Genomic DNA, 23,122 nt, shown 5'->3' with positions numbered 1-23,122 from the left:
GCGGCTCACGTCGGCCGCCGTCAGATGACGCTCCCGCGGTTCGGCTGTCGGTAGCGGATGCCTCCCGCGGTTCGGCTGCGGTCAGCTGACGCCTCCCGCCGTCCGGCCGCTGATGCCGGATGCGGTCGGCTGTGGCCGCAGTCGCGGTCGCGGTCGCAGTTGCAGGCGGCCCGCCGTGGCCGTCGGCTCGTCGTGGCCGTCGGCTCGTCGTGAGCCGGGCATCGTACGGGCTTGCGGGCCCCCGTCCTGGACGCAGGGCGGGGGCCCGTCGGCGTACCCGGATGTCGCAGCAGAAATCGCCGGGGCCGGTCCGGCGGCCCCAGACTCCCTCAGAGGACGGTCTTCTCCGCCGCCCGGTGACGCAGCAGGGAGTGTGCCCCATGCCCCTCGACCCAGCCCCGGCCCCCGCCCGGACCCCCGTCCCCGCCTCGCCCCCGGTCAGGCTCTGGGCCGTCGACGACCTGCCCGCACTCGACCCCGACCCGTTCCTGGACGCACTGCTGCGCGAGGAGCCGGTCACCCGGATCAGGCTGCCGCACGGCGAGGGGCACGCCTGGCTGGTCACCCGGTACGAGGACGTCCGCTTCGTCACCTCCGACCCGCGCTTCTCCCGGGAACAGGTCGTCGGCCGCCATGTCACCTCCATGCGCCCGGTACCGGTCGCCTCGCAGTCGGCGGGCGTGCAGTACATCGATCCGCCCCGGCACACCCGGCTGCGCCGGGTCGTCGCCCGCGCTTTCACCGGGACGAGCATGCAGCGGCTGCGCCCGCTGGCGGAGCGCAGGGCCGCCGATCTGCTGGACGCGATGGAACACGCCGGCGCACCGGCCGACCTCATGGAATACCTGCACGGCCCCTTCCCGATCGCCGTGGTCCGCGACTTCCTCGGCGTGGACGAGCGGGACTGGCACCGCTGGGCCGAGACGGGCGAGGCTCTGCTGTCGGCGGGCGCCGACTCCAGGGAACGCGCCAAAGCGGCCGCCCGTGCCACCCGGGCCCGCATCGCCGAACTGCTCCAGCGCCGCCGCGAGGAGCCCCGCGAGGACCTGGCCGGCGTGCTGGCGCAGGCCGCGCAGGCCGGCGAGATCACCGACGACGAGGCGATCTCCCTCGCCACCGCCGTCCAGGTCAGCGCCGGGCACGCGGTCCGCAACAACAGCGGCTCGATGATGTACGCGCTGCTCACCCACCCGGATCAGCTGGACCGGCTGCGCCGGGAGCCGGAGCTGCTGCCACGGGCCGTGGAGGAACTCTTCCGCTACGTCCCGCACCGCAACGGCGTCGGCATTCCCCGGGTCGCGACCGACGACGTGGTGGTCGGCGGCCACCTGATCCGGGCCGGCGACGTGGTCTACAACGCGTACGTCGCCGCCAACCGCGACCCCGAGGTCTTCCCCGACCCCGACGCCCTGGACTTCGACCGGGACAACGGCCCCCACCTGGCCTTCGGGCACGGTCCGCACCACTGTCTGGCCGCGATCATGGCCCGTATGGAGGCCGAGGTCATGATCGGCACGGTCCTCGCCCGATTCCCCCGGATCCGGCTCGCCGTGCCGCCGCAAGAGGTCGGGTTCCAGCTCCAGGGCCTGATCCGTGGCCCCAGGACCCTGCCCGTGACCTGGTGAGGACAGGCGTCATGGACCTGCGGCTCAACGACAAGGTCGCCGTCGTCACCGGGGCGAGCAAGGGCATCGGCCTGGCCATCGCCGAAGCGTTCGCCAGGGAAGGCGCGCGGGTCGTCGCCGGCAGCCGGAGCGTCACCCCCGAGCTGGCGGCGCTTCAGGAACAGCACCGCGTCACCGCGGTCCCCGTCGACCTGTCCACCGCGGACGGACCGGAGACGCTCGTCCGGACCGCGGTGGACCGGTACGGCAGGGTGGACATCCTGGTCAACAACTTGGGCGCCGCGACGCCCCGCCCGGGCTTCCTGGACACCGACGACGCCGAGTGGCAACGGATCTTCGACCTCACCCTGTTCAGCGCGGTCCGGGCGAGCCGCGCGGCGCTTCCCCACCTCCTGGAGGCGGACGGCGCCGCCATCGTCAACATCAGCTCCATCAACGCCCGTCTGCCCTTCCCCGCGGTCGTGGACTACTCCGCGGCCAAAGCCGCCCTGACGAGCCTGACGAAGTCGCTGTCCGAGGAGTTCGCCCCGCGCGGCGTCCGGGTCAACGCGATCGCCCCCGGCCCGGTCCGCACCCCCTTCTGGACCGCCCCGGGCGGCTTCGCCGACGCCACCGCGGCCCAGGCCGGCACCAGTGCGCAGGAAGCCATGGACGTCGTCGTCCCGAGGAGCATGGGCATCTCCACCGGCCGCGTCACCGAACCCCACGAAGTCGCCGACCTGACCCTGTTCCTCGCCTCACCCCTCGCCGGCAACATCACCGGAGCCGAGTTCACGATCGACGGCGGCCAGGTCAAGACGGTGTGACCCGGCCTGGGCCAGGAGGAACGGGCACGACAGGGAGGCCACGGGCGGCAGTTGCACGACGCCGGCCGGATGCCCCCGGGCGACGCGCAGGGTTGCTCAGACGTGCATCTGCTCGTCCGTGGCCGAGCGGCGGCCTCCGTACGAGGTGACCAAGGCGTCAGCGACGTCCGCCGCGTCCGCGGCGGCTACGTCCGCCGGGTACTCCGGCAGCAGGTCGTCCCAGATGGGCAGCCACGACCCATACAGCTGGGCCTGCCCCTCGGGCCGGGCGAAGAACCAGATGTGCAGGTGTGCGGCCCCGTCCCCGATCCGGTAGACGTGGGCTCGGGAGACATGTGCCAGTGCCTGCACATGGCGGACGATGTGTGTGGTCAGCACCCCCAGCTCGGCGGCCATCTCGTCGGGCAGATCCGCCATGTCGTAGTGGTCGCGGGGGTACAGCATCAGCACCAGCGGCACACCGACGCCCGTGACCCGGGCCAGACGCCAGCGCTCGGTGAACCAGATGCCTTCGTCTCGGGCGCGGCACACGTCGCAACTCGCCGGGTCCTCGCCGTGCCGTTCCGGCTCGGGCAGAACGGGCGCGCGCAGCGGCGCGACGCGCAGTCCCTCAGGTTCGAACGGGCTTACGTCCCAGCTGGTCATCCGGGCCAACGGAAGCCGGAGCGCAGCGTCCGCCGCCGCACGCGCGTGGTCGTGGAACTCATCAGGTCGCAAGGCCATGATCGGAGACTAACGCGGTCTGCCGGTGCCCTCTGCCGTTGCCCTGACGGGCAATACGATCGCGAAAACAGTCCTCAGTCGGCCATCAGGTCGTTCTCGACGGCGGGAGCCACGCGGGAGAGCCAGCGTTGCGTCTCCGCCGGCTCCAGGATCCGGTCGAGCCGGCGGGTCGGAATCATGTGCTCGAACACTCGACCCACGCCCAGGGCGTAGCTGCCGTTCGGCGGATGCAGGACGAGCACGCGGGTGCCGTCGAGGGGTGCTGTCCCGGCCGGCACACCTTGCGGACTGACGTAAGTCCCATGGCCGTCGAAGAGGCGGAGATCGCCGTCGCGGGTCAAACGCAGCGCGGCGCGCGGTGTTTGACGCGCCAGTCGGTGAAGGCGGTGCAGGGGGCTGCTTCCGAAGTCGTTCAGTCGACCTGTCATCCTGGGTGGAGCGTGTCGAATCGCTCCAAGGCTTTCTCGGCATTCCTGATCAAGTCGTCTGCTGTGTGGGCTTGGCGAGAAGCAGTGGTCAAGCGCTGTTCCTCGTTCATGTAGCTCTCAACTACCCACCGTGCGCACCGTTGGTAGGTGCCTTGAGTGGCGTCGAGCAGAGTTGAGAGCAGCGGATCACGGACCAGCGGCTGTAGCTCGGCAATGCGCCGCAGTGCATCCTGGCCCTCAGCCTGCTCCCACCACCCCCTATCCCTGTAATGGCGGCTGGCCTCTTCCCCGATCCGCCTCAGCTTGAGCAGTAGACCCTGAAGCTCAGCGGGCGGCCCCTGCCTGCGTCGTTCTTCAAGCTGTCGTTGGCGCCGCATCTCACGATGCTGCTGCCAAGCAGCCCAGATCCCGGCAGGCCCTCCAATCGCGCAACGATTCCGCCAGCTGCACTCAGCCAATCCGTCGTGCCTGACATGCCTTCCCCTCCCGCTCCGTGCCCCTTCCGTGCCCGATGCAGGGGGAACGGCGGGAACCACGGGCTTCGTGGTGGCTGCACGTAGCGCTATGGACGATCTGCTCCACGTGAGCAGATCGGAACGGCAGACAGCGGCAGCTCAGCCCGGGCGCACGGCCTCACCCGCTGGGCCGTCCCCGGCCGACCGGGGCCGCCAGTGACGACCGGTGACGCCTACCGACGGCAGTCGTAGCGAGCGACGGCCCCAGGTCACCCAAGTGGATCTGAGACACTGGTACAGCCATGCCTAAGCCCGGAGAACTCACTTTCGTCGTGCCGCGCGGAGCCAAGAAGCCGCCGCGGCATCTCGCCGACCTCTCGCCCGCCGAGCGCAAGGACGCCGTGGCCGAGATCGGGGAGAAGCCGTTTCGTGCCAAGCAGCTCTCGCAGCACTACTTCGCGCGGTACGCGCACGACCCCCAGGAGTGGACCGACATTCCGGCCGGTTCCCGGGAGAAGCTGCGCGAGGCGCTGTTCCCGGACCTGATGACCGTCGTCCGGCATCAGTCCACCGACCAGGGGACCACGCGCAAGACGCTGTGGCGGCTCTTCGACGGCACGCTCGTCGAGTCCGTGCTGATGCGGTACCCGGACCGGGTCACCATGTGCATCAGCTCGCAGGCGGGATGCGGGATGAACTGTCCCTTCTGCGCCACGGGGCAGGCCGGGCTCGACCGGAACCTGTCCACCGCCGAGATCGTCCACCAGATCGTGGACGGCATGCGGGCGCTCAGGGACGGCGAGGTTCCCGGTGGGCCGGCGCGGCTGTCCAACATCGTCTTCATGGGGATGGGCGAGCCGCTCGCCAACTACAAGCGAGTCGTCGGTGCGATCCGGGCCCTGACCGATCCCGCCCCGGACGGGCTCGGGCTGTCGCAGCGCGGGATCACCGTGTCGACCGTCGGGCTCGTGCCGGCCATCCACCGGTTCGCCGACGAGGGCTTCAAGTGCCGGCTCGCGATCTCCCTGCACGCCCCCGACGACGAGCTGCGCGACACCCTCGTCCCCGTGAACACGCGGTGGAAGGTGCGCGAGGTGCTGGACGCCGGATTCGAGTACGTCGAGAAGTCGGGCCGTCGGCTGTCGATCGAGTACGCGCTGATCCGCGACATCAACGACCAGGCCTGGCGTGGTGACCGGCTCGGCCGGCTGCTCAAGGGCAAGCCCGTGCACGTCAACCTCATCCCGCTGAACCCCACGCCGGGCTCGAAGTGGACCGCGTCGCGGCCTGAGGACGAGAAGGCGTTCGTGGAGGCAATCGCCGCGCACGGTGTGGCCGTCACGATCCGGGACACCCGTGGTCAGGAGATCGACGGAGCCTGTGGTCAGCTCGCTGCCACCGAGCGGTAATCTGGCCACGTCCACACATCTTCATAATCCGACAGGGGAGCGCCACAGCGCTGAGAGTGCGGCGGACAGGGCCGCAGACCCTCTGAACCTCGCCCAGGTCATTCTGGGTAGGGAGTTCGGTCATCACTCAAGCTGTTGCGCCCTGCCCGGGTTCTCCCCGTGAGAGGCCCGGGCAGGGCCGCGTCTCTTCCTGGCCAACCCCAGGAGGACATCCAGTGCACATCAAGACCTTCGTGGCCGTGGCCGTAGGACTCGGCATGGTCACGCTGTCCGCGTGCGGTTCGACCGACGACAAGGGCTCCGCGGACACCAAGACCGTGACCCTGGTCAGCCACAACTCGTGGAGCGTCTCCAAGAGCGTCATCAAGGACTTCGAGAAGCAGTCCGGGTACAAGGTCCGGTTCCTCGAGGACGGCGACGCCGGGCAGGCGGTCAACAAGGCGATCCTGACCAAGGACAACCCGCAGGGCGACGTCCTCTTCGGCGTCGACAACACCCTGCTCTCCCGGGCCCTGGACAACGGCCTGTTCCAGCCGTACGAGGCCAAGGGACTCGACAAGGTCGGCGCCCAGTACCAGCTCGACAAGGACAGGCACCGGGTCACACCCGTCGACCACGGCGACATCTGCGTCAACTACGACAAGGCGTACTTCGCGCAGCACAAGCTGACCCCGCCGCAGTCCTTCGCCGACCTCGCCAAGCCCGCGTACAAGGACCTCCTCGTCACCGAGAACGCGGCCACCTCCTCGCCGGGCCTCGGCTTCCTGCTCGGCAGCGCCGCGCGGTTCGGGGACGACGGCTGGCAGGACTACTGGAAGAAGCTGAAGGCCAACGGCGTCAAGGTCGTCGACGGCTGGGACCAGGCGTACTACCGGGAGTTCTCCGGATCGTCGGAGGGCAAGAAGGCCGGTGGCGACCGGCCGCTCGTCGTGTCGTACGCCTCCTCCCCGCCCGCCGAGGTGATCTACGCCAAGAAGCGGCCCAGCACCGCACCGACCGGCGTGGCCACCGGCACCTGCTTCCGGCAGATCGAGTTCGCGGGGCTGCTGAGCAACGCCGGGAACACCGAGGGCGGCAAGGCGTTCCTCGACTTCCTGGTCTCCCGGCAGTTCCAGGAGGACATGCCGCTGAACATGTTCGTCTACCCGGTGGTGCAGGGCGCGAAGGTCCCCGCGGACTTCACGAAGTACGGGCCGGCCGCCGAGCACCCCGAGACCATGGCCCCGGCCGAGATCGCCGGCCACCGTGACCAGTGGGTCAAGTCGTGGACGTCACTCGTACTGAAGTAGCCCGGTCCCGGCGGGGGAACGCGGCGCGGCTCGGGCTGATGGCCCTGCCCGTCGCGTTCTTCGCGCTGTTCTTCGCCTGGCCCGTGGCCGCTATCATCGCGCGCGGGCTGAAGGTGGACGGCGCCTGGCGGTTCGGGCGCATCGTGGACGTGGCCGGACAGCCGGACATCCGGCACGTGCTGTGGTTCACCACCTGGCAGGCGCTCGCCTCCACCGCGCTCACCCTGCTGCTCGCGCTGCCCGCCGCCTACGTCTTCGCCCGCTTGGACTTCCCGGGCAAGCAGCTGCTGCGGGCCGTCGTCACCGTGCCGTTCGTGCTGCCGACCGTCGTCGCCGGGAGCGCCTTCCTGGCGCTGGTCGGGCACAACGGGCTGCTGGACGAGCTGTGGGGGGTACGGCTGGACACCACGGTGTGGGCGATCCTGCTGGCCCATGTCTTCTTCAACTTCGCTGTCGTCGTACGGACCGTGGGCGGGCTCTGGTCCCAGCTCGACCCCCGGCAGGAGGAGGCCGCCCGGATGCTGGGTGCCTCGCCGTCGGCGGCCTGGCGGAAGGTCACCCTGCCCGCGCTCGCGCCGGCCGTGGCCGCCGCCGCGCTCATGGTGTTCCTGTTCACCTTCACCTCCTTCGGTGTGGTGCAGATCCTCGGTGGCCCCACCTTCTCCACCCTCGAAGTGGAGATCTACCGGCAGACCACCGACGTCTTCGACCTGTCCACGGCCGCCGTCCTCACCCTCCTCCAGTTCGCCGCCGTCGGCGCGATCCTCGCCGTGCACGCGTGGACGGTACGGCGGCGGGAGACCGCGCTGCGGCTCGTCGACCCGAGGGTGACCGCCCGCCGGCCGCGCGGCGCCGGTCAGTGGGCGCTGCTCGCCGGGGTCCTCGGCACCATCGCCCTGCTCCTGGTCCTGCCGCTCGCCGTCCTCGTCCGGCGCTCGCTCGACGCGCCCGGCTTCGGCTACTACCGGGCACTGACCGACGCGGACGGCGGTACGTTCCTGGTCGCGCCCGTGACCGCCGTGTGGACCTCGCTGCAGTACGCCCTCGCCGCCACCGCCATCGCCGTCGTGATCGGAGGTCTCGCCGCCGCGGCGCTCGCCCGGCGGGACGCGGGGCGGCTGGTACGGGGCTTCGACGCGCTGCTGATGCTTCCCCTCGGCGTCTCCGCGGTGACCGTCGGCTTCGGCTTCCTGATCGCGCTCGACGAGCCGCCGCTGGACCTGCGCCAGTCCTGGATCCTGGTGCCGCTCGCCCAGGCACTGGTCGGCGCCCCCTTCGTCGTACGCACCATGCTGCCGGTGCTGCGCGCGGTGGACGTCCGGCTCAGGGAGGCGGCGGCCGTGCTCGGGGCCTCGCCCTGGCGGGTGTGGCGGGAGGTGGACCTGCCGATGGTGCGGCGCGCGCTGCTGGTCGCGGCCGGGTTCGCGTTCGCCGTCTCGCTCGGCGAGTTCGGGGCGACCGTGTTCATCGCCCGGCCCGACAACCCGACGCTGCCGGTCGCCGTGGCCCGGCTGCTGAGCCGCCCCGGCGAAGTCAACTACGGCCAGGCGATGGCCCTTTCGACCATTCTGATGGTGGTGTGTGCCGCCGCGCTGCTCGTTCTGGAGCGGCTTCGCACCGACCGGACGGGGGAGTTCTGATGCTGCTGAGCCTCGATGCCGCGACCGTACGCTTCGGTGGCCGCGCAGTGCTCGACGCGGTCGGCCTGGATGTTGCCGAGCACGAGGTGGTGTGTGTGCTCGGGCCCAGCGGCAGCGGGAAGTCGACCCTGCTCAGGGCGGTGGCGGGTCTGCAACCCCTCGACGCCGGGCGGGTGTTGCTCGACGGCCGGGACCAGACGGGGGTGCCCGCGCACAAGCGCGGTGTCGGGCTGATGTTCCAGGACCACCAGTTGTTCCCGCAGCGGGACGTCGGCGCGAACGTGGCGTTCGGGCTGCGCATGCACGGTGTCGGCAAGGCCGAACGGGACAGTGAGGTCGGGCAGTTGCTGGAGCTGGTGGGGCTGCCGGGGGCCGCCCGGCGGGCCGTGGCCGGGCTGTCCGGCGGGGAGCAGCAGCGCGTCGCGCTCGCCCGCGCGCTCGCGCCCCGGCCCCGGATCCTCATGCTGGACGAGCCGCTCGGCCAGCTCGACCGCTCGCTGCGGGAGCGGCTCGTGGTCGAACTGCGGGAGCTGTTCGGGCGGTTGGGCACCACGGTGCTCGCCGTCACGCACGACCAGGGCGAGGCGTTCGCCCTGGCCGACCGGGTGGTGGTGATGCGGGACGGGCGGATCGCGCAGACCGGCACGCCGCTCGAGGTGTGGCAGCGGCCCGCCGATGCGTTCGTGGCACGCTTCCTCGGCTTCGACAACGTGGTCGAGGCGACCGTCTCCGGTGCGGCCGCCGACAGTCCCTGGGGCAAGCTGCCGGTGCCCGACGGCTGCGCACAGGGCAGCCGTACGGTCCTGGTCCGCCCCGCGGGGGTCCGGCTCGGGCCGGCCGACCAGGGCCTGCCCTGCACGGTCACCGCCCGCACCTTCAAGGGCACCCATGTCACCGTCCACCTCCAGCCGGAGGGCGCCCCGCGGCTGGAGGCCGCCTGTGCACTCCGGGACGCACCGGAGGCCGGGGCGACGGTCGGCGTGGAGTTCGACGGAGCCGAAATCGTCGTGCTCGACTGATCACGCGCCCATAGGGTGAAGCCATGCCTTCGCTCGCGCATGACCGCTACTGCGATGAAATCGCCCATCAGGTCGACCGGTTGAGAGCCGTGCTGGCCTCCGGCGCCGACCTCTCCGCGACCGTGCCGACCTGCCCGGACTGGTCACTCGAAGACCTCGTACGGCACATGGGCGGGGCCCTGCGCTGGGTGGACGCCCTGGTGCGCAGCCGGGCGCAGGAGAACATCCCGCCCGAGCAGGTGCCGCTGGCCGGGGGGCCGCAGAAGCGCGGCGACGCCGGCGCCCTGGACAAGTGGTTCGCGGAGAGCGGCGCACTGGTCGCCGGCGCGCTGCGCGAGGCCGGCCCGGATGCCGTCGTGTGGGGGTGGGCCGGGGTGCTGAACGCCGGGTTCTGGGCCCGCCGCATGACCCACGAGATCACCGTGCACCGCGCCGACGCCACGCTGGCGGCCGGACTGCCCTACGAGGTCGCCCCGGACATCGCGGCGGACGCGCTGGACGAGTGGCTCGAGATCGTGCGCTGGGTGCAGCGGACCATTCCGCACGGGGCGGCGAAGGAACTGCGCGGCCCGGGCAAGAGCATTCATCTGCACGCCACCGACACCGGCCCGCAGGCGAACGCCGAGTGGCTCGTCGAACTCGGCGAGGACGGGATCGGCTGGCGGCGCGGGCACGAGAAGGCCACGGTCGCCCTGCGCGGCCCGCTCACCTCGGTGCTGCTCGCCTTCTACCGCCGGCTGCCACTGGACAGCCCCGGCCTGGAGGTGCTCGGCGAGCGGGAGCTGCTGGAGTTCTGGCTGGAACGGGCCACCTTCGGCTGACGCACGCCGGAGCGGGCCAGGTTCGGCGACGCACGCCGGAGCGGGCCACCTTCGGCTGACGCACGCCGGCCGGTGAACGACCGCGGCCCGTCCCCCGGGTCGGGGGACGGGCCGCGGCTTGCTACGGCGGTGGGGCGTCGGGCGCTGATCGGCGGTCCGGCATCAGCCGCTGTTGCGTGCTCCGCGACGGCGGATGCCGAACCAGACCGCGCCACCGCCGACGAGCACCAGGGCTCCCGCGACACCCGCGATCAGCCCGGTGTTGGATCCGGCACCGGTCTCGGCGAGGTTGGAGTCACCGACCGCCGGGGAGGGCGCGTTGTCCGAGGTGCCCGCCGGGGCGGAGCTGGACTCGGAGGCCGAGGGGGCCGGGGTCGCCGGCTCGGCCGGAGCGGACTTGGACGGGGACGGGGACGAGGACGGGGACCGCGTCGCGGTGGCCGTCGGCTTCGGGGGCTTGCTCTCGGTCTTGCAGGCGGTGGACGGGGTCACCAGGTCGGGCTGGATGTCCTGGTCGACATTGGCGGCCTTGACGTGGACCCGGTAGGTGGCGTTCGGCTTCCAGTCCTCGGAGAAGGTGAGCTGGACACCTTCCTTCGAGCCCTTGACCGGCTGCTCGCCGACCTTGCTCTCGACGCCGCCCACGCCCTTGAGGAAGACGCTGATGGTGCCCTCGGCGGCGGAGGGGTCGGTGTCGGTGACGACGATGACGCCCTTCTCGCCGTCGCACTTGGCTTCGGCGGAGAAGTCCTTGATGTTGCAGGCGAGCGCGGAGCCGGTCAGGCCCAGCACCAGCGCCGCGGACCCGGAGGCGACACCCAGAACGCGCACGGAACGGCGTACGCTACGGCGAGTCATGGACAACGTTTGTCCTTTACAGAGTGCAATTGCGGGGGGTGGAGGGGGAGTCGGGGCGACGGATGAGGTGAGGCCCCAGCACCCCCGGGAGGCTCACAGGTTTATAAGTGCTCCATAAGTAGTGTCAACGCATATGCCATCCACGGCCGTTGACTTTGCCCTCTTATTAACCGCCGAGACGTTTGATCGCGTCCGTGGCCTGCTCGATCCGGTCAACAAGGGCGATACGGGACTCCAACGCCCGCCCCCGGGCCAGCGACTGCAGCAACGGCCAGGCCGGCAGCTCCCGCGTCCAGTGCTCACTGTCCACGAGCACCATCGGGGTCGGCTCGCCGCGCGACTCGTAGTAGTTCGGCGTCGCGTTGTCGAAGACCTCCTGCACGGTCCCGGCGGCGCCCGGCAGGAACACCACACCGGCGGTGCAGCGGGCCAGCAGGCCGTCCTCACGCGTGGCGTTGGCGAAGTACTTGGCGATGTGCGCGGCGAAGGCGTTCGGCGGCTCGTGACCGTAGAACCAGGTGGGTATGCCCACCGACTCCCCGCCCCCGGGCCAGCGTTCGCGCACCTCGAAGGCGGCGCGCGCCCAGTCCGTGACCGAGGGCCGGAACGAGGGCGCCTTGGCCAGCAGCCGGAGCGCGTCCTCCAGCATGCCGTCGGCGAAGGGAGCGGCGTACGCGCCGAGGTTGGAGGCTTCCATGGCACCCGGGCCGCCGCCGGTGGCGACGGTGAACCCGGCGCGGGTCAGCTCGCGGCCGAGCCGGGCGGCACCGGCGAAGGCGTCCGTGCCGCGGGCCATCGCGTGACCGCCCATGACGCCCACCACCCGGGTGCCGGCGAGGAGTTCGTCCAGGGCGTCGGAGACGGCGTCGTCGTGGATCGCGCGGAGCATCGAGGAGAAGATGTCACCGTCGGCCTTCGTCCGCTGGAACCAGGCGTAGGCCCGCGCGTCCGGCGTCGCCTCGTAGCCCTCCTCCAACGACTCGAACAACTCAGCGGGTGTGTAGGTGAAACCCCGGTACGGATCGAACGGAAGGCCCGGGACCGGCGGGAACACCAGGGCGCCTGCGGTCCGGACGTGGGCGGCGGCCCCGGGGTCCATCGGGCAGCCGAGGAAGACGGCGCCCGTCGCGTCGAGGCGGAGCAGGACATCGGTACGGCCGGTCAGATCGACGGCCTGGACGCGGAAGCGGGCGAGCGAGCCGTGCTCGGCGACCACCTCGTCGAACTCCGCGAGGGACTCGATCTCGTGGTCGTGGGCGGCCATGGGGGTCCCCCCTGCTCGAGCGGAGTCGAAGGCGTGGGGGAGCGGCTGGGCGGGTGTCGGATGCACCCGCCCATGCTGGCACGGACGTTCGGGTCGTGGGGATCAGCCCTGGACGGCAGCCGGGTCCATCCACATGATTTCCCAGGTGTGGCCGTCGAGGTCGTCGAAGGCGCGGCCGTACATGAAGCCATGGTCCTGGGTCTGGCCGGTCTCCGTGCCGCCGGCCGCGATCGCCTTGCCGACCAGTTCGTCCACCTTCTCGCGGCTCTCGGCGCTCAGGCAGACCAGCACCTCGCTGGTCGTCGTCGCGTCGGCGATCTGCTTCTTGGTGAAGGTCGCGTAGAACGGCTTGGTCAGCAGCATCGCGACGATGGTGTCGCTGATCACCACGGAGGCCGCCTTCTCGTCACTGAACTGCGGGTTGATCGTGTAGCCCAGCTCCGTGAAGAACTTCTTCGAGGCGTCGAGGTCGTTCACGGGCAGGTTCACGAAAATCATCTGCTGGTACATGGGGGCCTCTCCCGTCCGGGTCGTACGCGGTTGTCGCGCTCGGTGGGGTAGACCGGCGGCCCGCGCCGGACTCATCGGTCGCCGGGAATCTTTTCCGCGCCCGGCGCTCAGCGGGCCGACGGCAGCGCCGACAGCGCGCCGACCACCAGGACGAGCGGGCCGCACAGAGCCAGCAGCGCGGCCGCGCGGAGAGCGGCGGCACCCCGCAGCATCGTGGCCGGTGCGCCGAGGCGCAGCAGCGCCGCGATGGTGTCGGCGCGGCACTGGCGGGCTTCCACGGCCGCGGTGAGCAGGGTGGCGACCGTGCAGCCGGCGACGACGAGCGCGCCGAGGGTGGTCAGCGGGCCGAAGTCGGGGGCCGGGTCGTCGTACAGGACGGTCATGGCGTAGCCGGCGGACGCCACCGCGCAGACCACTCCCAGGGGGCGGCCGATGCGGGTGGCCTCCGTCATCAGCACCCGGCCGGCCAGCAGTCGCAGCGCTCCCGGGCGGACGGACTGCAGGAGCCGGCCGCAGAGGTGGGTGAGGCCGGGACCTGCCACGACCAGGCCGGTGGCGGTGAGGAGCCAGCCGAGGAGCACGGCGAGGGAGGGATCGGGGGCGGGGTCTTCGGCGTAGGCCTGGCCGGCCAGACCGACGGTGAGCAGGACGATGCCCCAGGGGAGGCCGGCCGGGGGCTCGCTGGTGGGGGGCGCGCTGGGGAGCACGTCGGGTCCGTCGGCGGGCGCGGTCGGGAGTGGGTCCGGGCGTCCGTCGGTCCCGGCGGCCGGCGTGGGGGCGGTGGCAGGTGCGATGGGGGGCGTATCGGTCCCGTCAGCGGGTGGGACGGTGGTGCGCGGGACGGTGGTGCGCGGATCGGTCGCGGTGCCCGTGGGCGTGTGGTTGCCGTGCGTGCCCGCACCCGCCGTCGCGCCGGCCGCACGGCCGCGGGCAGGTGTGGCGCCCGCGGGCCGGGTGCGGATACGCGCGCCGAATCGTCCGTACGCCCCGAACGTCTCCCGCGTCGTCGCCCCGCGGTACGCGCCGAAGCGGCCGAACCCCCGGCGGTCCGCGGTGGCCGGGCGGGGGTCCCTGGGACGCAGGGCCAGGGCCACCGTGGTGGTGGCCGTCGCCGGGGGCACGGCCAGCAGGGTCAGGGCCGCGGGGAGCGGGAGTGGCTGGTCCGCGGCCAGGAAGCCGGCCGCCGCGCCGTCGAACGGCATGCCCGTCAGATCGCCGCGCAGGTGCAGGAAGAACAGCAGGGCCAGCATCGAGCCCAGGGTGCAGGACAGCGCCGTCGTCAGGGCGGACACGGCCATGAGGCGGGCGGGGCCCAGGCCCACGGCGGACAGGCCGGGGCGCGGCCGGGTGCCGGGGTCGGTGCGGGCGACCGCGAGCGCGAAGTACACCGTCGCGGCGAGCGGCACCACGCACCAGGCCAGGCGCAGCGCGGCGGAGCCCGCGTCCTCGGGGTGGCCCAGGGCGTGGCCGAGACAGGAGAGGAGCAGGAAGCCGGTGCCCGCCGCGGCCGCGGCCACCAGCAGGCGGCGCAGCTGGACGGCGGGCCGGGCGGCGCGGGTCAGACGGAGAGCGAGCACGCGGCCCGGCCTTCCGGTTCGGGGGCGTCCGGCAGGTGCACGGTGCGCACGCACCGCCCGTCCAGCAGGGTCACTGTGCGATCGGCGAGAGCGGCGGTCTCCGCGTCGTGCGTGGCGAGGACCACGGTGATGCCGTGCGAGCGGGCCGCCGCGATGAGCATGCGCAGCACGTGGGCGCGGTCGGCGCGGTGCAGCGGGGCTGTCGGCTCGTCGGCGAAGAGGACCGCCGGACCGGTGGCGAGGGCGCGCGCGATGGCGACGCGCTGGCGCTCGGCGTGCTGCAGCTCGTACGGGCGGCTGCGGGCCTTGTCGCCGACGTCCAGACGCTCCAGCCACTCCTGCGCGGCGGCCTTGGCCCGGCGCCGGCCGGTGCCGCGCAGCATCAGGGGGAGGGCGGCGTTCTCCCAGACGTTCAGCTCGGGGACCAGGACCGGCTCGGGGTCGATCCAGCCGAAGCGGTCCCGGCGCAGCCGCTCGCGAGCCATCGGACCGAGGGTGTGCACGGGCGCGCTGTTGAACCAGACCTCGCCGCACCGCACCGGCACCTGGCCGGACAGGCAGCGCAGCAGGGTGGTCTTGCCGCTGCCGCGGGGGCCGCTGACGGCGAGGATCTCGCTCTCGCGTACGCCGAGCGAGACCCCGGTGAGGCCGGGGGAGCCGTCCCGGTGCGTGAAGTGCAGGGAGCGTGCCCAGAGCACGTCGTTGTCCGGCGGGGCCTCCATGGGCGTACACCTCGGTTCTGATCCGTGTTCCCGTGCCTGATCCCTCGTGCGGGGGAACGAAGACTGGGCCGATCGGTCACTGCACGCTAGGCAGCCCACCCGGGCGGGGCCGGACAGCACACGGCCCCGGGCCGCCGTTCTCACTCGAACGGGCGGCACCGGGGCCGGTGTTGATCAGCTGATCGGATGCTCCGGGATCAGAGCTTGGTCCACGCTTCCGTCAGCGTCGCGCGCAGGATCTGCTCGATCTCGTCGAAGGTCTCCTGGTTGGAGATCAGCGGCGGGGCGAGCTGGATCACCGGGTCGCCGCGGTCGTCGGCACGGCAGTACAGGCCGTTGTCGAACAGCGCCTTGGAGAGGAAGCCGTACAGGACGCGCTCGGTCTCCTCGTCGTTGAAGGACTCCTTGGTGTGCTTGTCCTTCACCAGCTCGATGCCGTAGAAGAAGCCGTTGCCGCGGACGTCGCCGACGATCGGCAGGTCGTGCAGCTTCTGCAGCGTCTGCAGGAAGGCGCCCTCGTTGTCGAGCACGTGCTGGTTGAGGTTCTCGCGCTCGAACAGGTCGAGGTTGGCGAGGCCCACCGCGGCTGACACCGGGTGGCCACCGAAGGTGTAGCCGTGCAGGAAGGTGTTGTCGCCCTTGTAGAACGGCTCGGCGAGGCGGTCGGAGACGATGCAGGCACCGATCGGGGAGTAACCCGAGGTCATGCCCTTGGCGCAGGTGATCATGTCCGGGACGTAGCCGAACTTGTCGCACGCGAACATCGTGCCGAGGCGGCCGAAGGCGCAGATGACCTCGTCCGACACGAGCAGGACGTCGTACTTGTCGCAGATCTCGCGGACGCGCTGGAAGTAGCCGGGGGGCGGCGGGAAGCAGCCGCCGGCGTTCTGCACCGGCTCCAGGAAGACCGCGGCGACGGTGTCCGGGCCCTCGAAGAGGATCTGCTGCTCGATCTGGTCGGCGGCCCAGCGGCCGAAGGCCACCGGGTCGTCACCGAAGATCGGGGCGCGGTAGATGTTGGTGTTCGGCACCTTGTGCGCGCCCGGGACGAGGGGCTCGAACGGTGCCTTCAGGCTGGGCAGACCGGTGATGGACAGGGCGCCCTGGGGGGTGCCGTGGTAGGCGACCGCACGGGAGATGACCTTGTACTTGGTCGGCTTGCCCTGGAGCTTGAAGTACTGCTTGGCGAGCTTCCAGGCGGTCTCGACGGCCTCGCCGCCACCGGTGGTGAAGAAGACCTTGTTCAGGTCGCCCGGGGCGTGGTCGGCGAGGCGCTCGGCCAGCTCGACGGCCTTGGGGTGGGCGTAGGACCACACCGGGAAGAAGGCCAGCTCCTGGGCCTGCTTGAAGGCGGTCTCGGCGAGTTCCGTGCGGCCGTGACCGGCCTGGACCACGAACAGGCCCGCGAGACCGTCGAGGTAGCGCTTGCCCTTGTCGTCGTAGATGTAGGTGCCCTCACCCCGGACGATGGTCGGGACGGGGGAGTTCTCGTACGAGGACATGCGGGTGAAGTGCATCCACAGGTGGTCGTACGCGGTCTTGCTGAGGTCCTTTGAACTCACGGTTATCGGGTTCCCCACATGTAGGTCTGCTTCTTCAGCTTCAGGTAGACGAAGCTCTCGGTGGAGCGCACGCCGGGCAGCGCCCGGATGCGTTTGTTGATGACGTCCAGCAGGTGGTCGTCGTCCTCGCAGACGATCTCGGCGAGGATGTCGAACGAGCCCGCGGCCATCACCACGTACTCGACCTCCGACATGGCGGTCAGCGCGTCCGCGATCGACTCGACGTCACCCTCGACGTTGATCCCGACCATCGCCTGCCGGCGGAAGCCCACGGTGAGCGGGTCCGTGACGGCGACGATCTGCATCACGCCCTGGTCCAGCAGCTTCTGCACGCGCTGGCGCACGGCCGCCTCGGAGAGGCCCACGGCCTTGCCGATGGCGGCGTACGGCCGGCGGCCGTCCTCCTGGAGCTGCTGGATGATGGCGAGGGAGACGGCGTCCAGCTGAGGACTGTTGCCGTTCCTGGACTCGCGGGACGAGTCCCTCTGGTCTGCGCTTCGACTGGCCACGACCTCACTGTGCACGACGTCTCGATAGTTCTGCAACCCTCAAGCGATGAAATTCGTTGTTTGAAGGACCCAGGCTTGCGGATTTCGCAGATCGGCTCGCGGTGGGGGTGTTGAAAACGTGGGGGCGCCGATTAGGGTGGGGTGTCTCAGCGACTGGACAGCCGGAGCGGGCTGGACAGGCTGGGCGCTCAAACCCTCGAACCAGATCAGGAGGCCGGCAGTGAGCACCGAGCTGCGTCGTCTGCGCAACTACATCGACGGTGAGTTCCGGGACGCCGCCGACGGACGGACCACCGAGGTGGTCAACCCCGCCACGGGCGACGCGTACGCGACCGCGCCGCTGTCCGGGCAGGCGGACGTGGACGCCGCCATGGAGGCCGCGGCCCGCGCCTTCCCGGCCTGGCGCGACACCACGCCGGCCGAGCGGCAGAAGGCCCTCCTGAAGATCGCGGACGCGTTCGAGGAGCGTGCCGAGGAACTGATCGCGGCCGAGGTGGAGAACACGGGCAAGCCGGTCGGGCTGACCCGCTCCGAGGAGATCCCGCCGATGGTCGACCAGATCCGCTTCTTCGCGGGCGCGGCCCGGCTGCTCGAGGGCCGCTCGGCGGGCGAGTACATGGACGGGATGACCTCGATCATCCGCCGTGAGCCGGTCGGCGTCTGCGCGCAGGTCGCGCCCTGGAACTACCCGATGATGATGGCCGTGTGGAAGTTCGCCCCGGCCATCGCCGCGGGCAACACGGTCGTCCTGAAGCCGTCGGACACCACCCCGGCCTCGACCGTCCTGATCGCCGACATCCTCGGCTCGATCCTTCCCAGGGGCGTCTTCAACGTCATCTGCGGCGACCGCGACACCGGCCGCATGATGGTCGAGCACGAGACCCCGGCGATGGCCTCCATCACCGGCTCCGTACGCGCGGGCATCTCGGTCGCCGAGTCCGCCTCCAAGGACGTCAAGCGCGTCCACCTGGAGCTGGGCGGCAAGGCCCCGGTCGTCGTCTTCGAGGACACCGACATCGCCAAGGCCGTCGAGGACATCTCCGTCGCGGGCTTCTTCAACGCCGGCCAGGACTGTACGGCCGCGACCCGCGTCCTCGTCCAGGAGTCCATCCACGACGAGTTCGTCGCCGCGCTGGCGAAGGCGGCGTCCGAGACGAAGACCGGTCAGCCGGACGACGACGACGTCCTCTTCGGTCCGCTGAACAACCCGAACCAGCTCAAGCAGGTCTCCGGCTTCATCGACCGCCTCCCCGCCCACGCCAAGGTCGAGGCGGGCGGCCAGCAGGTCGGCGACAAGGGCTACTTCTACGCCCCGACCGTCGTCTCCGGTCTGAAGCAGGACGACGAGATCGTCCAGAACGAGGTCTTCGGCCCGGTCATCACCGTCCAGTCCTTCAGCGACGAGGACCAGGCCGTGGAGTGGGCCAACGGTGTCGAGTACGCCCTCGCCTCCTCGGTGTGGACCAAGGACCACGGCCGCGCGATGCGCATGTCCAAGAAGCTCGACTTCGGCTGCGTGTGGATCAACACCCACATCCCGCTGGTCGCCGAGATGCCGCACGGCGGCTTCAAGAAGTCCGGCTACGGCAAGGACCTGTCGGCGTACGGCTTCGAGGACTACACGCGCATCAAGCACGTGATGACGTCCCTGGACGGCTGACCCCGTCTCCGGCGGCTCCGGCCGCTGTCCGGCCACGGGCGCGTGGGCACTGGTCGCACGGTTCCCCGCGCCCGTCCGGCCGTGATCGACAGGGTGTCAGGCAGCTCCGGCGTCACTCGACGCACCGTCGATTGTCCGCCCGCGCGGCGGGACGGCATGCTTCGGGGGTGTCCCAGACTTCCTCCCGCAAGCCCCTGTTGTCCCGCCGTTCCCTGCTCGGTGCCCTCGGCGGCACCGCGGCGCTCGGCGCCCTGGCCGGCTGCGGGGTGCCCGCCGCCTACGTCCGGCCCGGCGACCGGGCCGTGACCGACGAGTCCGCGGCCGACAAGAAGCTGACCTGGGCGAACTGGCCGCTCTACATCGACACCGACGACGACGACCCCGGCCGGCGGCCCACGCTGGACGGGTTCGAGAAGCGCACCGGGATCTCCGTCGACTACGTCGAGGAGATCAACGACAACGACGAGTTCTTCGGCAAGATCAGCCCCGCGCTGATGAACCACCAGTCGACGGGTCGGGACCTGATCGTCATCAGCGACTGGATGTGCGCCCGGTACGTCCGGCTGGGCTGGGTGCAGCGGATGGACCGCGCCCGGCAGCCGAACGTGCACAAGTACCTCGACCCGCTGCTCCGCTCGCCCGCCTTCGACGAGGGCCGGCGCTTCACCGTGCCGTGGCAGTCGGGCATCACCGGCATCGCCTACAACCGCCGCAAGCTCGGCCGTGAGATACGCGGTGTCTCCGACCTGTGGGCGAACGACCTCAAGGGCCGCGTGACTCTCCTGTCCGGCCTGGACGAGTCCTTCGCCCTGCTCATGCAGGGCAACGGCGTCGACATCACCCGCTGGACCGCGCACGACTTCCACCAGGTCTGCGACCAGGTCGAGCGGCAGGTCCACCGCGGCCAGATCCGCCGCTTCACCGGCAACGACTACACCAAGGACCTGGTCAGCGGGGACGTCCTCGCCTGTCAGGCGTACTCCGGCGACGTCATCCAGCTCCAGGCGGACAACCCCGACATCCGCTTCGTCGTCCCCGAGGAGGGCGCCGAGATGTGGTCGGAATCCCTGATGATCCCCGACCGGGCCCGTCACAAGGCCAACGCCGAGCGCCTGATCGACTACTACTACGACCCCGAGGTCGCCGCGCGGCTCGCCGCCTGGGTCAACTACGTCTGCCCGGTCCCGGCGGCCCGCGACGTCCTGGCCGACGCCAAGGACAAGGACACCGCGGCCCTCGCCGACAACCCCCTGATCTTCCCGGACTCCGGCATGCGCGACCGCCTGGCCGTCGCCCGGGACATCACGTCCACGGAACGGACCGAGTTCGCCAAGCGCTGGAACAAGATCGCGGGTCTCTGAGACGGGCCGGGCTCGGCCGGAAAATCCTGCCGCTGGTCGTCCATGACGTCGAGCGCGCCACCACACAGGTGCTCGTGCCCGAGGTCACGGAGACAGGGACCCGGCCCGTACTGCGGGTGGACGGGCGGACGTTGTGCGTCTGCCCGGACGACGAGGCGTGCGAGCACGCCCCGCCGGACCGTGTCCTCCCCTTCGAGTCCCTGCCGCTGTGACCGCGCGGCTCGTACGCCCGCGCCGGGGAGCCGGACGCGAGCCTTGATTTTGAACGCGTTCAAATAAGGGCGTAGGCTCCTGTCATGAGCGACAGAGCCGCCCTGCTCAAGGGCATTCGCGTCTGGCTGGTCTTCTTCGTGGTGTGCCTCGTGCTCAGCGGGGCCACCGCCTTCCCCCTGGTGCACGAACTGCACTGGACCGAGAGCGCCTTGCGCGCCCTGTCCGTGCCGGAGCATGCGCCGGGGCTCATGGAGTGGATCACCCGGGTGCGGCACGGTCTGGACACCGTGGACGCCGAGTACCCGTTCGTCCTCTACGGCACCGACTGGCTGGCCTTCGCCCACCTCGTCATCGCCGTCGCCTTCTACGGCCCCTACCGCGACCCGGTCCGCAACATCTGGGTCATCGAGTTCGGGATGATCGCCTGCGCCGGGATCGTCCCGCTCGCCCTCCTCTGCGGTCCCGTCCGCGGGATCCCCTTGTGGTGGAGTTTGATCGACATGTCCTTCGGGGTCTTCGGCGTCCTCCCGTTGTACGTCGTACGCAAGAAGATCAAGCGGCTGGAGGCACTCGGCGAACCGTCCGCGCCCCCAGCCGTCGCCGCGGCGGTCTGAGCCCGCGTCAGCGGCCTGAACCCGCCTCAGCGGTTGAACGCGGGGAACGCGAAGCGCTGGGCGATGGCGAGGCCGTCACCCTTGGCGTCCGTCGAGTTGACCGAGTAGACCAGGGTGCGGGACAGATCCCGGGTCGCGGCGATCACCGTGGCGTACCCCGGCCGCGAGCCGGTCTTGCCCCAGATCACCTTGCCGTCGACCTCGAACCGCTCCAGCGCCGCGCCGTACCGCGCGTCGGGCACGCGGGGCAGCGTGAACATCTCCCGCAGCTGTGGCTCGGGCACCACCCGGCCCTGGAACAGTCCCACCAGCAGCCGTTCCAGGTCGGCGGTGGTCGAGATCAGGTCGCCGGCCGCGAAACGGTCGGACATGTTCCAGTCGGTCACGTCGACCAGCGTGCCGTCGATCCAGTCGTAGCCACGGTTGTGCGGGCCGTGGACGCGGGGGTCGGGGCCGGCCGGGAACGAGCTGTGCCGCATGCCGAGCGGCCGGAAGATGCGCACCGCGGCCTGGTGCGCGTACGAGTCGCCGGTCACCTTCTCGATCAGCATGCCGAGCACCGTGTAGTGGATGTTGCCGTAGTGCTGCTCGGTACCCGGCTCGTACGCCGGGCCGGCTGCGACGGAGGCCGCCACCACCTGGCGGGGCGTCAGTGTCTCGAAGCGGTGCGGGTAAGACTCCTCGACCGTGTCGCCGCGGGACCCGCCCGGGCCCAGACCACTGGTGTAGTTGAGCAACTGCCGTACGGTGACCGGGTCCTTGAAATCCTTGGTGAGCAGACCCGGCAGGTACTCCTGCACAGTGCCGTCGAGATCGATCCGGCCCTCCGCGGCCAGTTGCAGCACGATCGACGCGGTGACCACCTTCGTCACCGACCCGGCCCGGAACCGCGCGTTCTCCAGGGCCGGCGCCCCGGTCCGGACGTCCCGCACACCGGCCGTGCCGCGCCAGGTCCCGTCCCCGCCGACGCGGAGCAGCGCGGCGGTGGCGTCGTGGTCGGGCAGCCCGGCGATCGCGGCGGAGAGGGCCTCGGTGTCCGGGCCGGCCGTGGCGCCGGCGGACACCGACGGCACCGGTGCGGCGAGCGCGGGGGCGGCCAGCGGGCCGGCGGCGAGCGCGGCGACGAGTCCGGCGGCCAGGGCAATGGTGCGGCTCTTACGGCTCATGAAGGGCTCCTCGGGGAGATCGCGACACAATGCGTGATCATCCTCCGGTGGCCGGCCGCCGCCCGGATCCTCACCGAGGAGGGCGCACGACCCTGGCTCACCCCCTACCAAGTGCACTTCTTGGTAAGGGAGTTGTCCGGGAGCACCCTTACGGGGCGTCGGTGGTCGTCCATGGAGCGTCGGCGCCCGCCTGCGGTGAGCGCAGCGCGTGCAGGACGTCGACCCGGTTCGTCGTGATCGAGTCGACGCCCACGTCCAGTAGCCGGCGCATGGAGCGGCGGGTGTCCGGGGTCCACGCCGAGAGCAGGAAACCGTCACGGTGGATGCGGGCGGCAAGCTCCCGGTCGACCAGCGGGAAGCGGTAGTTGAGCCAGCGCGGGCGCACCGCGGCCAGCAGCGCGTGCCGCGGCGGGGCCAGAGACGTCCAGGTGAGGGCGATCTCAGCGGCCGGGTCGGCGGCACGGACGGCGAGCATCGCCTCGGCGTGCGCGCTGTAGTAGACGCGGTCCCGGGCCCCGCTCTGCCGGACCACGTCCAGGGTCTTCGCGACCGTCCGGCGGCCCACCGGTCCGCACAGGTCCACCATCACCCGGCTGTCGCCGGTCGCGGCCAGCGCCTGCGCCAGCGTCGGGACTTCACCCGCCGTCAGCCCGCGCAGTTCCTCGGCGGACAGTGCGTGCAGCGGCCGGTCGATCTCCCACAGCCGCCGCAGCGTCTCGTCGTGCAGCAGCACGGGCACGCCGTCACGGGTGAGCCGGACGTCGATCTCGACGGCGTCCGCGCCCTGGTCGAGCGCGGAACGCAGCGAGTCGAGGGTGTTCTCACGGAAGCGGTAGGGGGCGCCGCGGTGGGCCACGGCGGTCACGGTCTGCATGGCCCCCATTGTGGCGG

General features: G+C 71.1%; 22 protein-coding genes. 11 read left to right on the top strand and 11 right to left on the bottom strand.

Annotated features, from left to right (window positions below):
- The first annotated feature begins 380 nt into the window (after positions 1–380).
- Positions 381–1,625 carry a cytochrome P450 gene (locus tag ACZ4SF_RS20520; protein WP_468386277.1) on the top strand — a complete coding sequence of 415 codons (1,245 nt, stop codon included), beginning with the start codon at positions 381–383 and terminating at the stop codon, positions 1,623–1,625.
- An 11-nt stretch (positions 1,626–1,636) separates the two neighbouring features.
- The gene (locus tag ACZ4SF_RS20515; RefSeq protein ID WP_468386274.1) at positions 1,637–2,431 is read left to right on the top strand and encodes an SDR family NAD(P)-dependent oxidoreductase; all 795 of its coding nucleotides are present in this window, start codon (positions 1,637–1,639) and stop codon (positions 2,429–2,431) included.
- A gap of 96 nt (positions 2,432–2,527) precedes the next feature.
- Here ACZ4SF_RS20515 and ACZ4SF_RS20510 read toward each other — a convergent pair whose 3' ends face one another.
- Positions 2,528–3,154, bottom strand: coding sequence for a hypothetical protein (locus ACZ4SF_RS20510; protein ID WP_468386271.1), 627 nt, complete (start codon positions 3,152–3,154; stop codon positions 2,528–2,530).
- Between the two features lie 74 nt (positions 3,155–3,228).
- Positions 3,229–3,582, bottom strand: a complete 354-nt coding sequence (locus tag ACZ4SF_RS20505; protein WP_468386269.1) for a hypothetical protein — start codon at positions 3,580–3,582, stop codon at positions 3,229–3,231.
- A 757-nt stretch (positions 3,583–4,339) separates the two neighbouring features.
- On the opposite strand from ACZ4SF_RS20505, the gene rlmN reads away from it, so the two are divergent.
- The 5 genes from rlmN to ACZ4SF_RS20480 all read left to right on the top strand — a co-directional run bounded on the left by rlmN (position 4,340) and on the right by ACZ4SF_RS20480 (position 10,215).
- Positions 4,340–5,446 (top strand): dual-specificity RNA methyltransferase RlmN, encoded by a 1,107-nt coding sequence (rlmN, locus tag ACZ4SF_RS20500; protein WP_468386266.1) that lies wholly within the window; start codon positions 4,340–4,342, stop codon positions 5,444–5,446.
- 215 nt (positions 5,447–5,661) lie between these two features.
- Positions 5,662–6,735 carry a thiamine ABC transporter substrate-binding protein gene (locus tag ACZ4SF_RS20495; RefSeq protein ID WP_468386263.1) on the top strand — a complete coding sequence of 358 codons (1,074 nt, stop codon included), beginning with the start codon at positions 5,662–5,664 and terminating at the stop codon, positions 6,733–6,735.
- 38 nt (positions 6,736–6,773) lie between these two features.
- On the top strand, positions 6,774–8,375 hold the full coding sequence (locus ACZ4SF_RS20490; protein WP_468386261.1) for an ABC transporter permease: 1,602 nt from the start codon (positions 6,774–6,776) through the stop codon (positions 8,373–8,375).
- Positions 8,375–9,394 carry an ABC transporter ATP-binding protein gene (locus ACZ4SF_RS20485; RefSeq protein ID WP_468386257.1) on the top strand — a complete coding sequence of 340 codons (1,020 nt, stop codon included), beginning with the start codon at positions 8,375–8,377 and terminating at the stop codon, positions 9,392–9,394. The genes ACZ4SF_RS20490 and ACZ4SF_RS20485 overlap by 1 nt, the downstream gene beginning before the upstream one ends.
- A 23-nt stretch (positions 9,395–9,417) precedes the next feature.
- Entirely contained in the window at positions 9,418–10,215 is a 798-nt protein-coding gene (locus ACZ4SF_RS20480) for a maleylpyruvate isomerase family mycothiol-dependent enzyme (RefSeq protein ID WP_468386254.1), read from the top strand.
- Between the two features lie 162 nt (positions 10,216–10,377).
- Here the strand turns inward: ACZ4SF_RS20480 and ACZ4SF_RS20475 are convergent, their stop codons facing one another.
- The 7 genes from ACZ4SF_RS20475 to ACZ4SF_RS20445 all read right to left on the bottom strand — a co-directional run bounded on the left by ACZ4SF_RS20475 (position 10,378) and on the right by ACZ4SF_RS20445 (position 17,232).
- The gene (locus ACZ4SF_RS20475) at positions 10,378–11,073 is read right to left on the bottom strand and encodes an LAETG motif-containing sortase-dependent surface protein (protein WP_468386251.1); all 696 of its coding nucleotides are present in this window, start codon (positions 11,071–11,073) and stop codon (positions 10,378–10,380) included.
- Positions 11,074–11,239: 166 nt separating this feature from the next.
- Complete coding sequence (locus tag ACZ4SF_RS20470) at positions 11,240–12,403, bottom strand: LOG family protein (protein WP_468386248.1); 1,164 nt, start codon at positions 12,401–12,403, stop codon at positions 11,240–11,242.
- Positions 12,404–12,439: 36 nt separating this feature from the next.
- Complete coding sequence (locus ACZ4SF_RS20465) at positions 12,440–12,847, bottom strand: VOC family protein (protein ID WP_468386245.1); 408 nt, start codon at positions 12,845–12,847, stop codon at positions 12,440–12,442.
- Between the two features lie 107 nt (positions 12,848–12,954).
- A complete protein-coding gene (locus ACZ4SF_RS20460) occupies positions 12,955–14,424 on the bottom strand; it encodes a hypothetical protein (protein ID WP_468386241.1) in 1,470 nt (489 codons plus the stop codon).
- The gene (locus tag ACZ4SF_RS20455) at positions 14,406–15,146 is read right to left on the bottom strand and encodes an ABC transporter ATP-binding protein (protein ID WP_468386239.1); all 741 of its coding nucleotides are present in this window, start codon (positions 15,144–15,146) and stop codon (positions 14,406–14,408) included. Before ACZ4SF_RS20455 ends, ACZ4SF_RS20460 begins: the two co-directional genes overlap by 19 nt.
- Before the next feature lie 197 nt (positions 15,147–15,343).
- Complete coding sequence (locus tag ACZ4SF_RS20450) at positions 15,344–16,726, bottom strand: aspartate aminotransferase family protein (protein WP_468386237.1); 1,383 nt, start codon at positions 16,724–16,726, stop codon at positions 15,344–15,346.
- A complete protein-coding gene (locus ACZ4SF_RS20445) occupies positions 16,711–17,232 on the bottom strand; it encodes an Lrp/AsnC family transcriptional regulator (protein WP_366892357.1) in 522 nt (173 codons plus the stop codon). The genes ACZ4SF_RS20450 and ACZ4SF_RS20445 overlap by 16 nt, the downstream gene beginning before the upstream one ends.
- 205 nt (positions 17,233–17,437) lie before the next feature.
- Here ACZ4SF_RS20445 and ACZ4SF_RS20440 point away from each other — a divergent pair, with 205 nt between their 5' ends.
- From ACZ4SF_RS20440 to ACZ4SF_RS20425, 4 genes are all read left to right on the top strand, one after another.
- Positions 17,438–18,877, top strand: coding sequence for a gamma-aminobutyraldehyde dehydrogenase (locus tag ACZ4SF_RS20440; protein ID WP_468386234.1), 1,440 nt, complete (start codon positions 17,438–17,440; stop codon positions 18,875–18,877).
- Positions 18,878–19,044: 167 nt separating this feature from the next.
- Positions 19,045–20,238, top strand: a complete 1,194-nt coding sequence (locus ACZ4SF_RS20435) for an ABC transporter substrate-binding protein (RefSeq protein ID WP_468386231.1) — start codon at positions 19,045–19,047, stop codon at positions 20,236–20,238.
- Between the two features lie 74 nt (positions 20,239–20,312).
- The gene (locus ACZ4SF_RS20430) at positions 20,313–20,450 is read left to right on the top strand and encodes a hypothetical protein (RefSeq protein ID WP_468386229.1); all 138 of its coding nucleotides are present in this window, start codon (positions 20,313–20,315) and stop codon (positions 20,448–20,450) included.
- A gap of 84 nt (positions 20,451–20,534) precedes the next feature.
- Positions 20,535–21,065, top strand: a complete 531-nt coding sequence (locus ACZ4SF_RS20425; protein ID WP_468386227.1) for a hypothetical protein — start codon at positions 20,535–20,537, stop codon at positions 21,063–21,065.
- Between the two features lie 26 nt (positions 21,066–21,091).
- Here the strand turns inward: ACZ4SF_RS20425 and ACZ4SF_RS20420 are convergent, their stop codons facing one another.
- On the bottom strand, positions 21,092–22,231 hold the full coding sequence (locus tag ACZ4SF_RS20420) for a serine hydrolase domain-containing protein (protein ID WP_468386224.1): 1,140 nt from the start codon (positions 22,229–22,231) through the stop codon (positions 21,092–21,094).
- A gap of 148 nt (positions 22,232–22,379) precedes the next feature.
- A complete protein-coding gene (locus tag ACZ4SF_RS20415) occupies positions 22,380–23,105 on the bottom strand; it encodes a glycerophosphodiester phosphodiesterase (protein WP_468386221.1) in 726 nt (241 codons plus the stop codon).
- Positions 23,106–23,122: the final 17 nt, after the last annotated feature.

The organism is Streptomyces sp. NPDC027663 (assembly GCF_055566415.1).
This window is presented reverse-complemented; position numbering and strand designations above follow the sequence as displayed.

Coding starts and splice junctions, on each gene's coding strand:
- ACZ4SF_RS20415 (WP_468386221.1), bottom strand. CDS start 23,105: ATGCAGACCGTGACCGCCGTGGCCCACCGCGGCGCCCCCTACCGCTTC.
- ACZ4SF_RS20515 (WP_468386274.1), top strand. CDS start 1,637: ATGGACCTGCGGCTCAACGACAAGGTCGCCGTCGTCACCGGGGCGAGC.
- ACZ4SF_RS20425 (WP_468386227.1), top strand. CDS start 20,535: ATGAGCGACAGAGCCGCCCTGCTCAAGGGCATTCGCGTCTGGCTGGTC.
- ACZ4SF_RS20480 (WP_468386254.1), top strand. CDS start 9,418: ATGCCTTCGCTCGCGCATGACCGCTACTGCGATGAAATCGCCCATCAG.
- ACZ4SF_RS20420 (WP_468386224.1), bottom strand. CDS start 22,231: ATGAGCCGTAAGAGCCGCACCATTGCCCTGGCCGCCGGACTCGTCGCC.
- ACZ4SF_RS20520 (WP_468386277.1), top strand. CDS start 381: ATGCCCCTCGACCCAGCCCCGGCCCCCGCCCGGACCCCCGTCCCCGCC.
- ACZ4SF_RS20510 (WP_468386271.1), bottom strand. CDS start 3,154: ATGGCCTTGCGACCTGATGAGTTCCACGACCACGCGCGTGCGGCGGCG.
- ACZ4SF_RS20505 (WP_468386269.1), bottom strand. CDS start 3,582: ATGACAGGTCGACTGAACGACTTCGGAAGCAGCCCCCTGCACCGCCTT.
- ACZ4SF_RS20490 (WP_468386261.1), top strand. CDS start 6,774: ATGGCCCTGCCCGTCGCGTTCTTCGCGCTGTTCTTCGCCTGGCCCGTG.
- ACZ4SF_RS20485 (WP_468386257.1), top strand. CDS start 8,375: ATGCTGCTGAGCCTCGATGCCGCGACCGTACGCTTCGGTGGCCGCGCA.
- ACZ4SF_RS20475 (WP_468386251.1), bottom strand. CDS start 11,073: ATGACTCGCCGTAGCGTACGCCGTTCCGTGCGCGTTCTGGGTGTCGCC.
- ACZ4SF_RS20455 (WP_468386239.1), bottom strand. CDS start 15,146: ATGGAGGCCCCGCCGGACAACGACGTGCTCTGGGCACGCTCCCTGCAC.
- ACZ4SF_RS20465 (WP_468386245.1), bottom strand. CDS start 12,847: ATGTACCAGCAGATGATTTTCGTGAACCTGCCCGTGAACGACCTCGAC.
- rlmN (WP_468386266.1), top strand. CDS start 4,340: ATGCCTAAGCCCGGAGAACTCACTTTCGTCGTGCCGCGCGGAGCCAAG.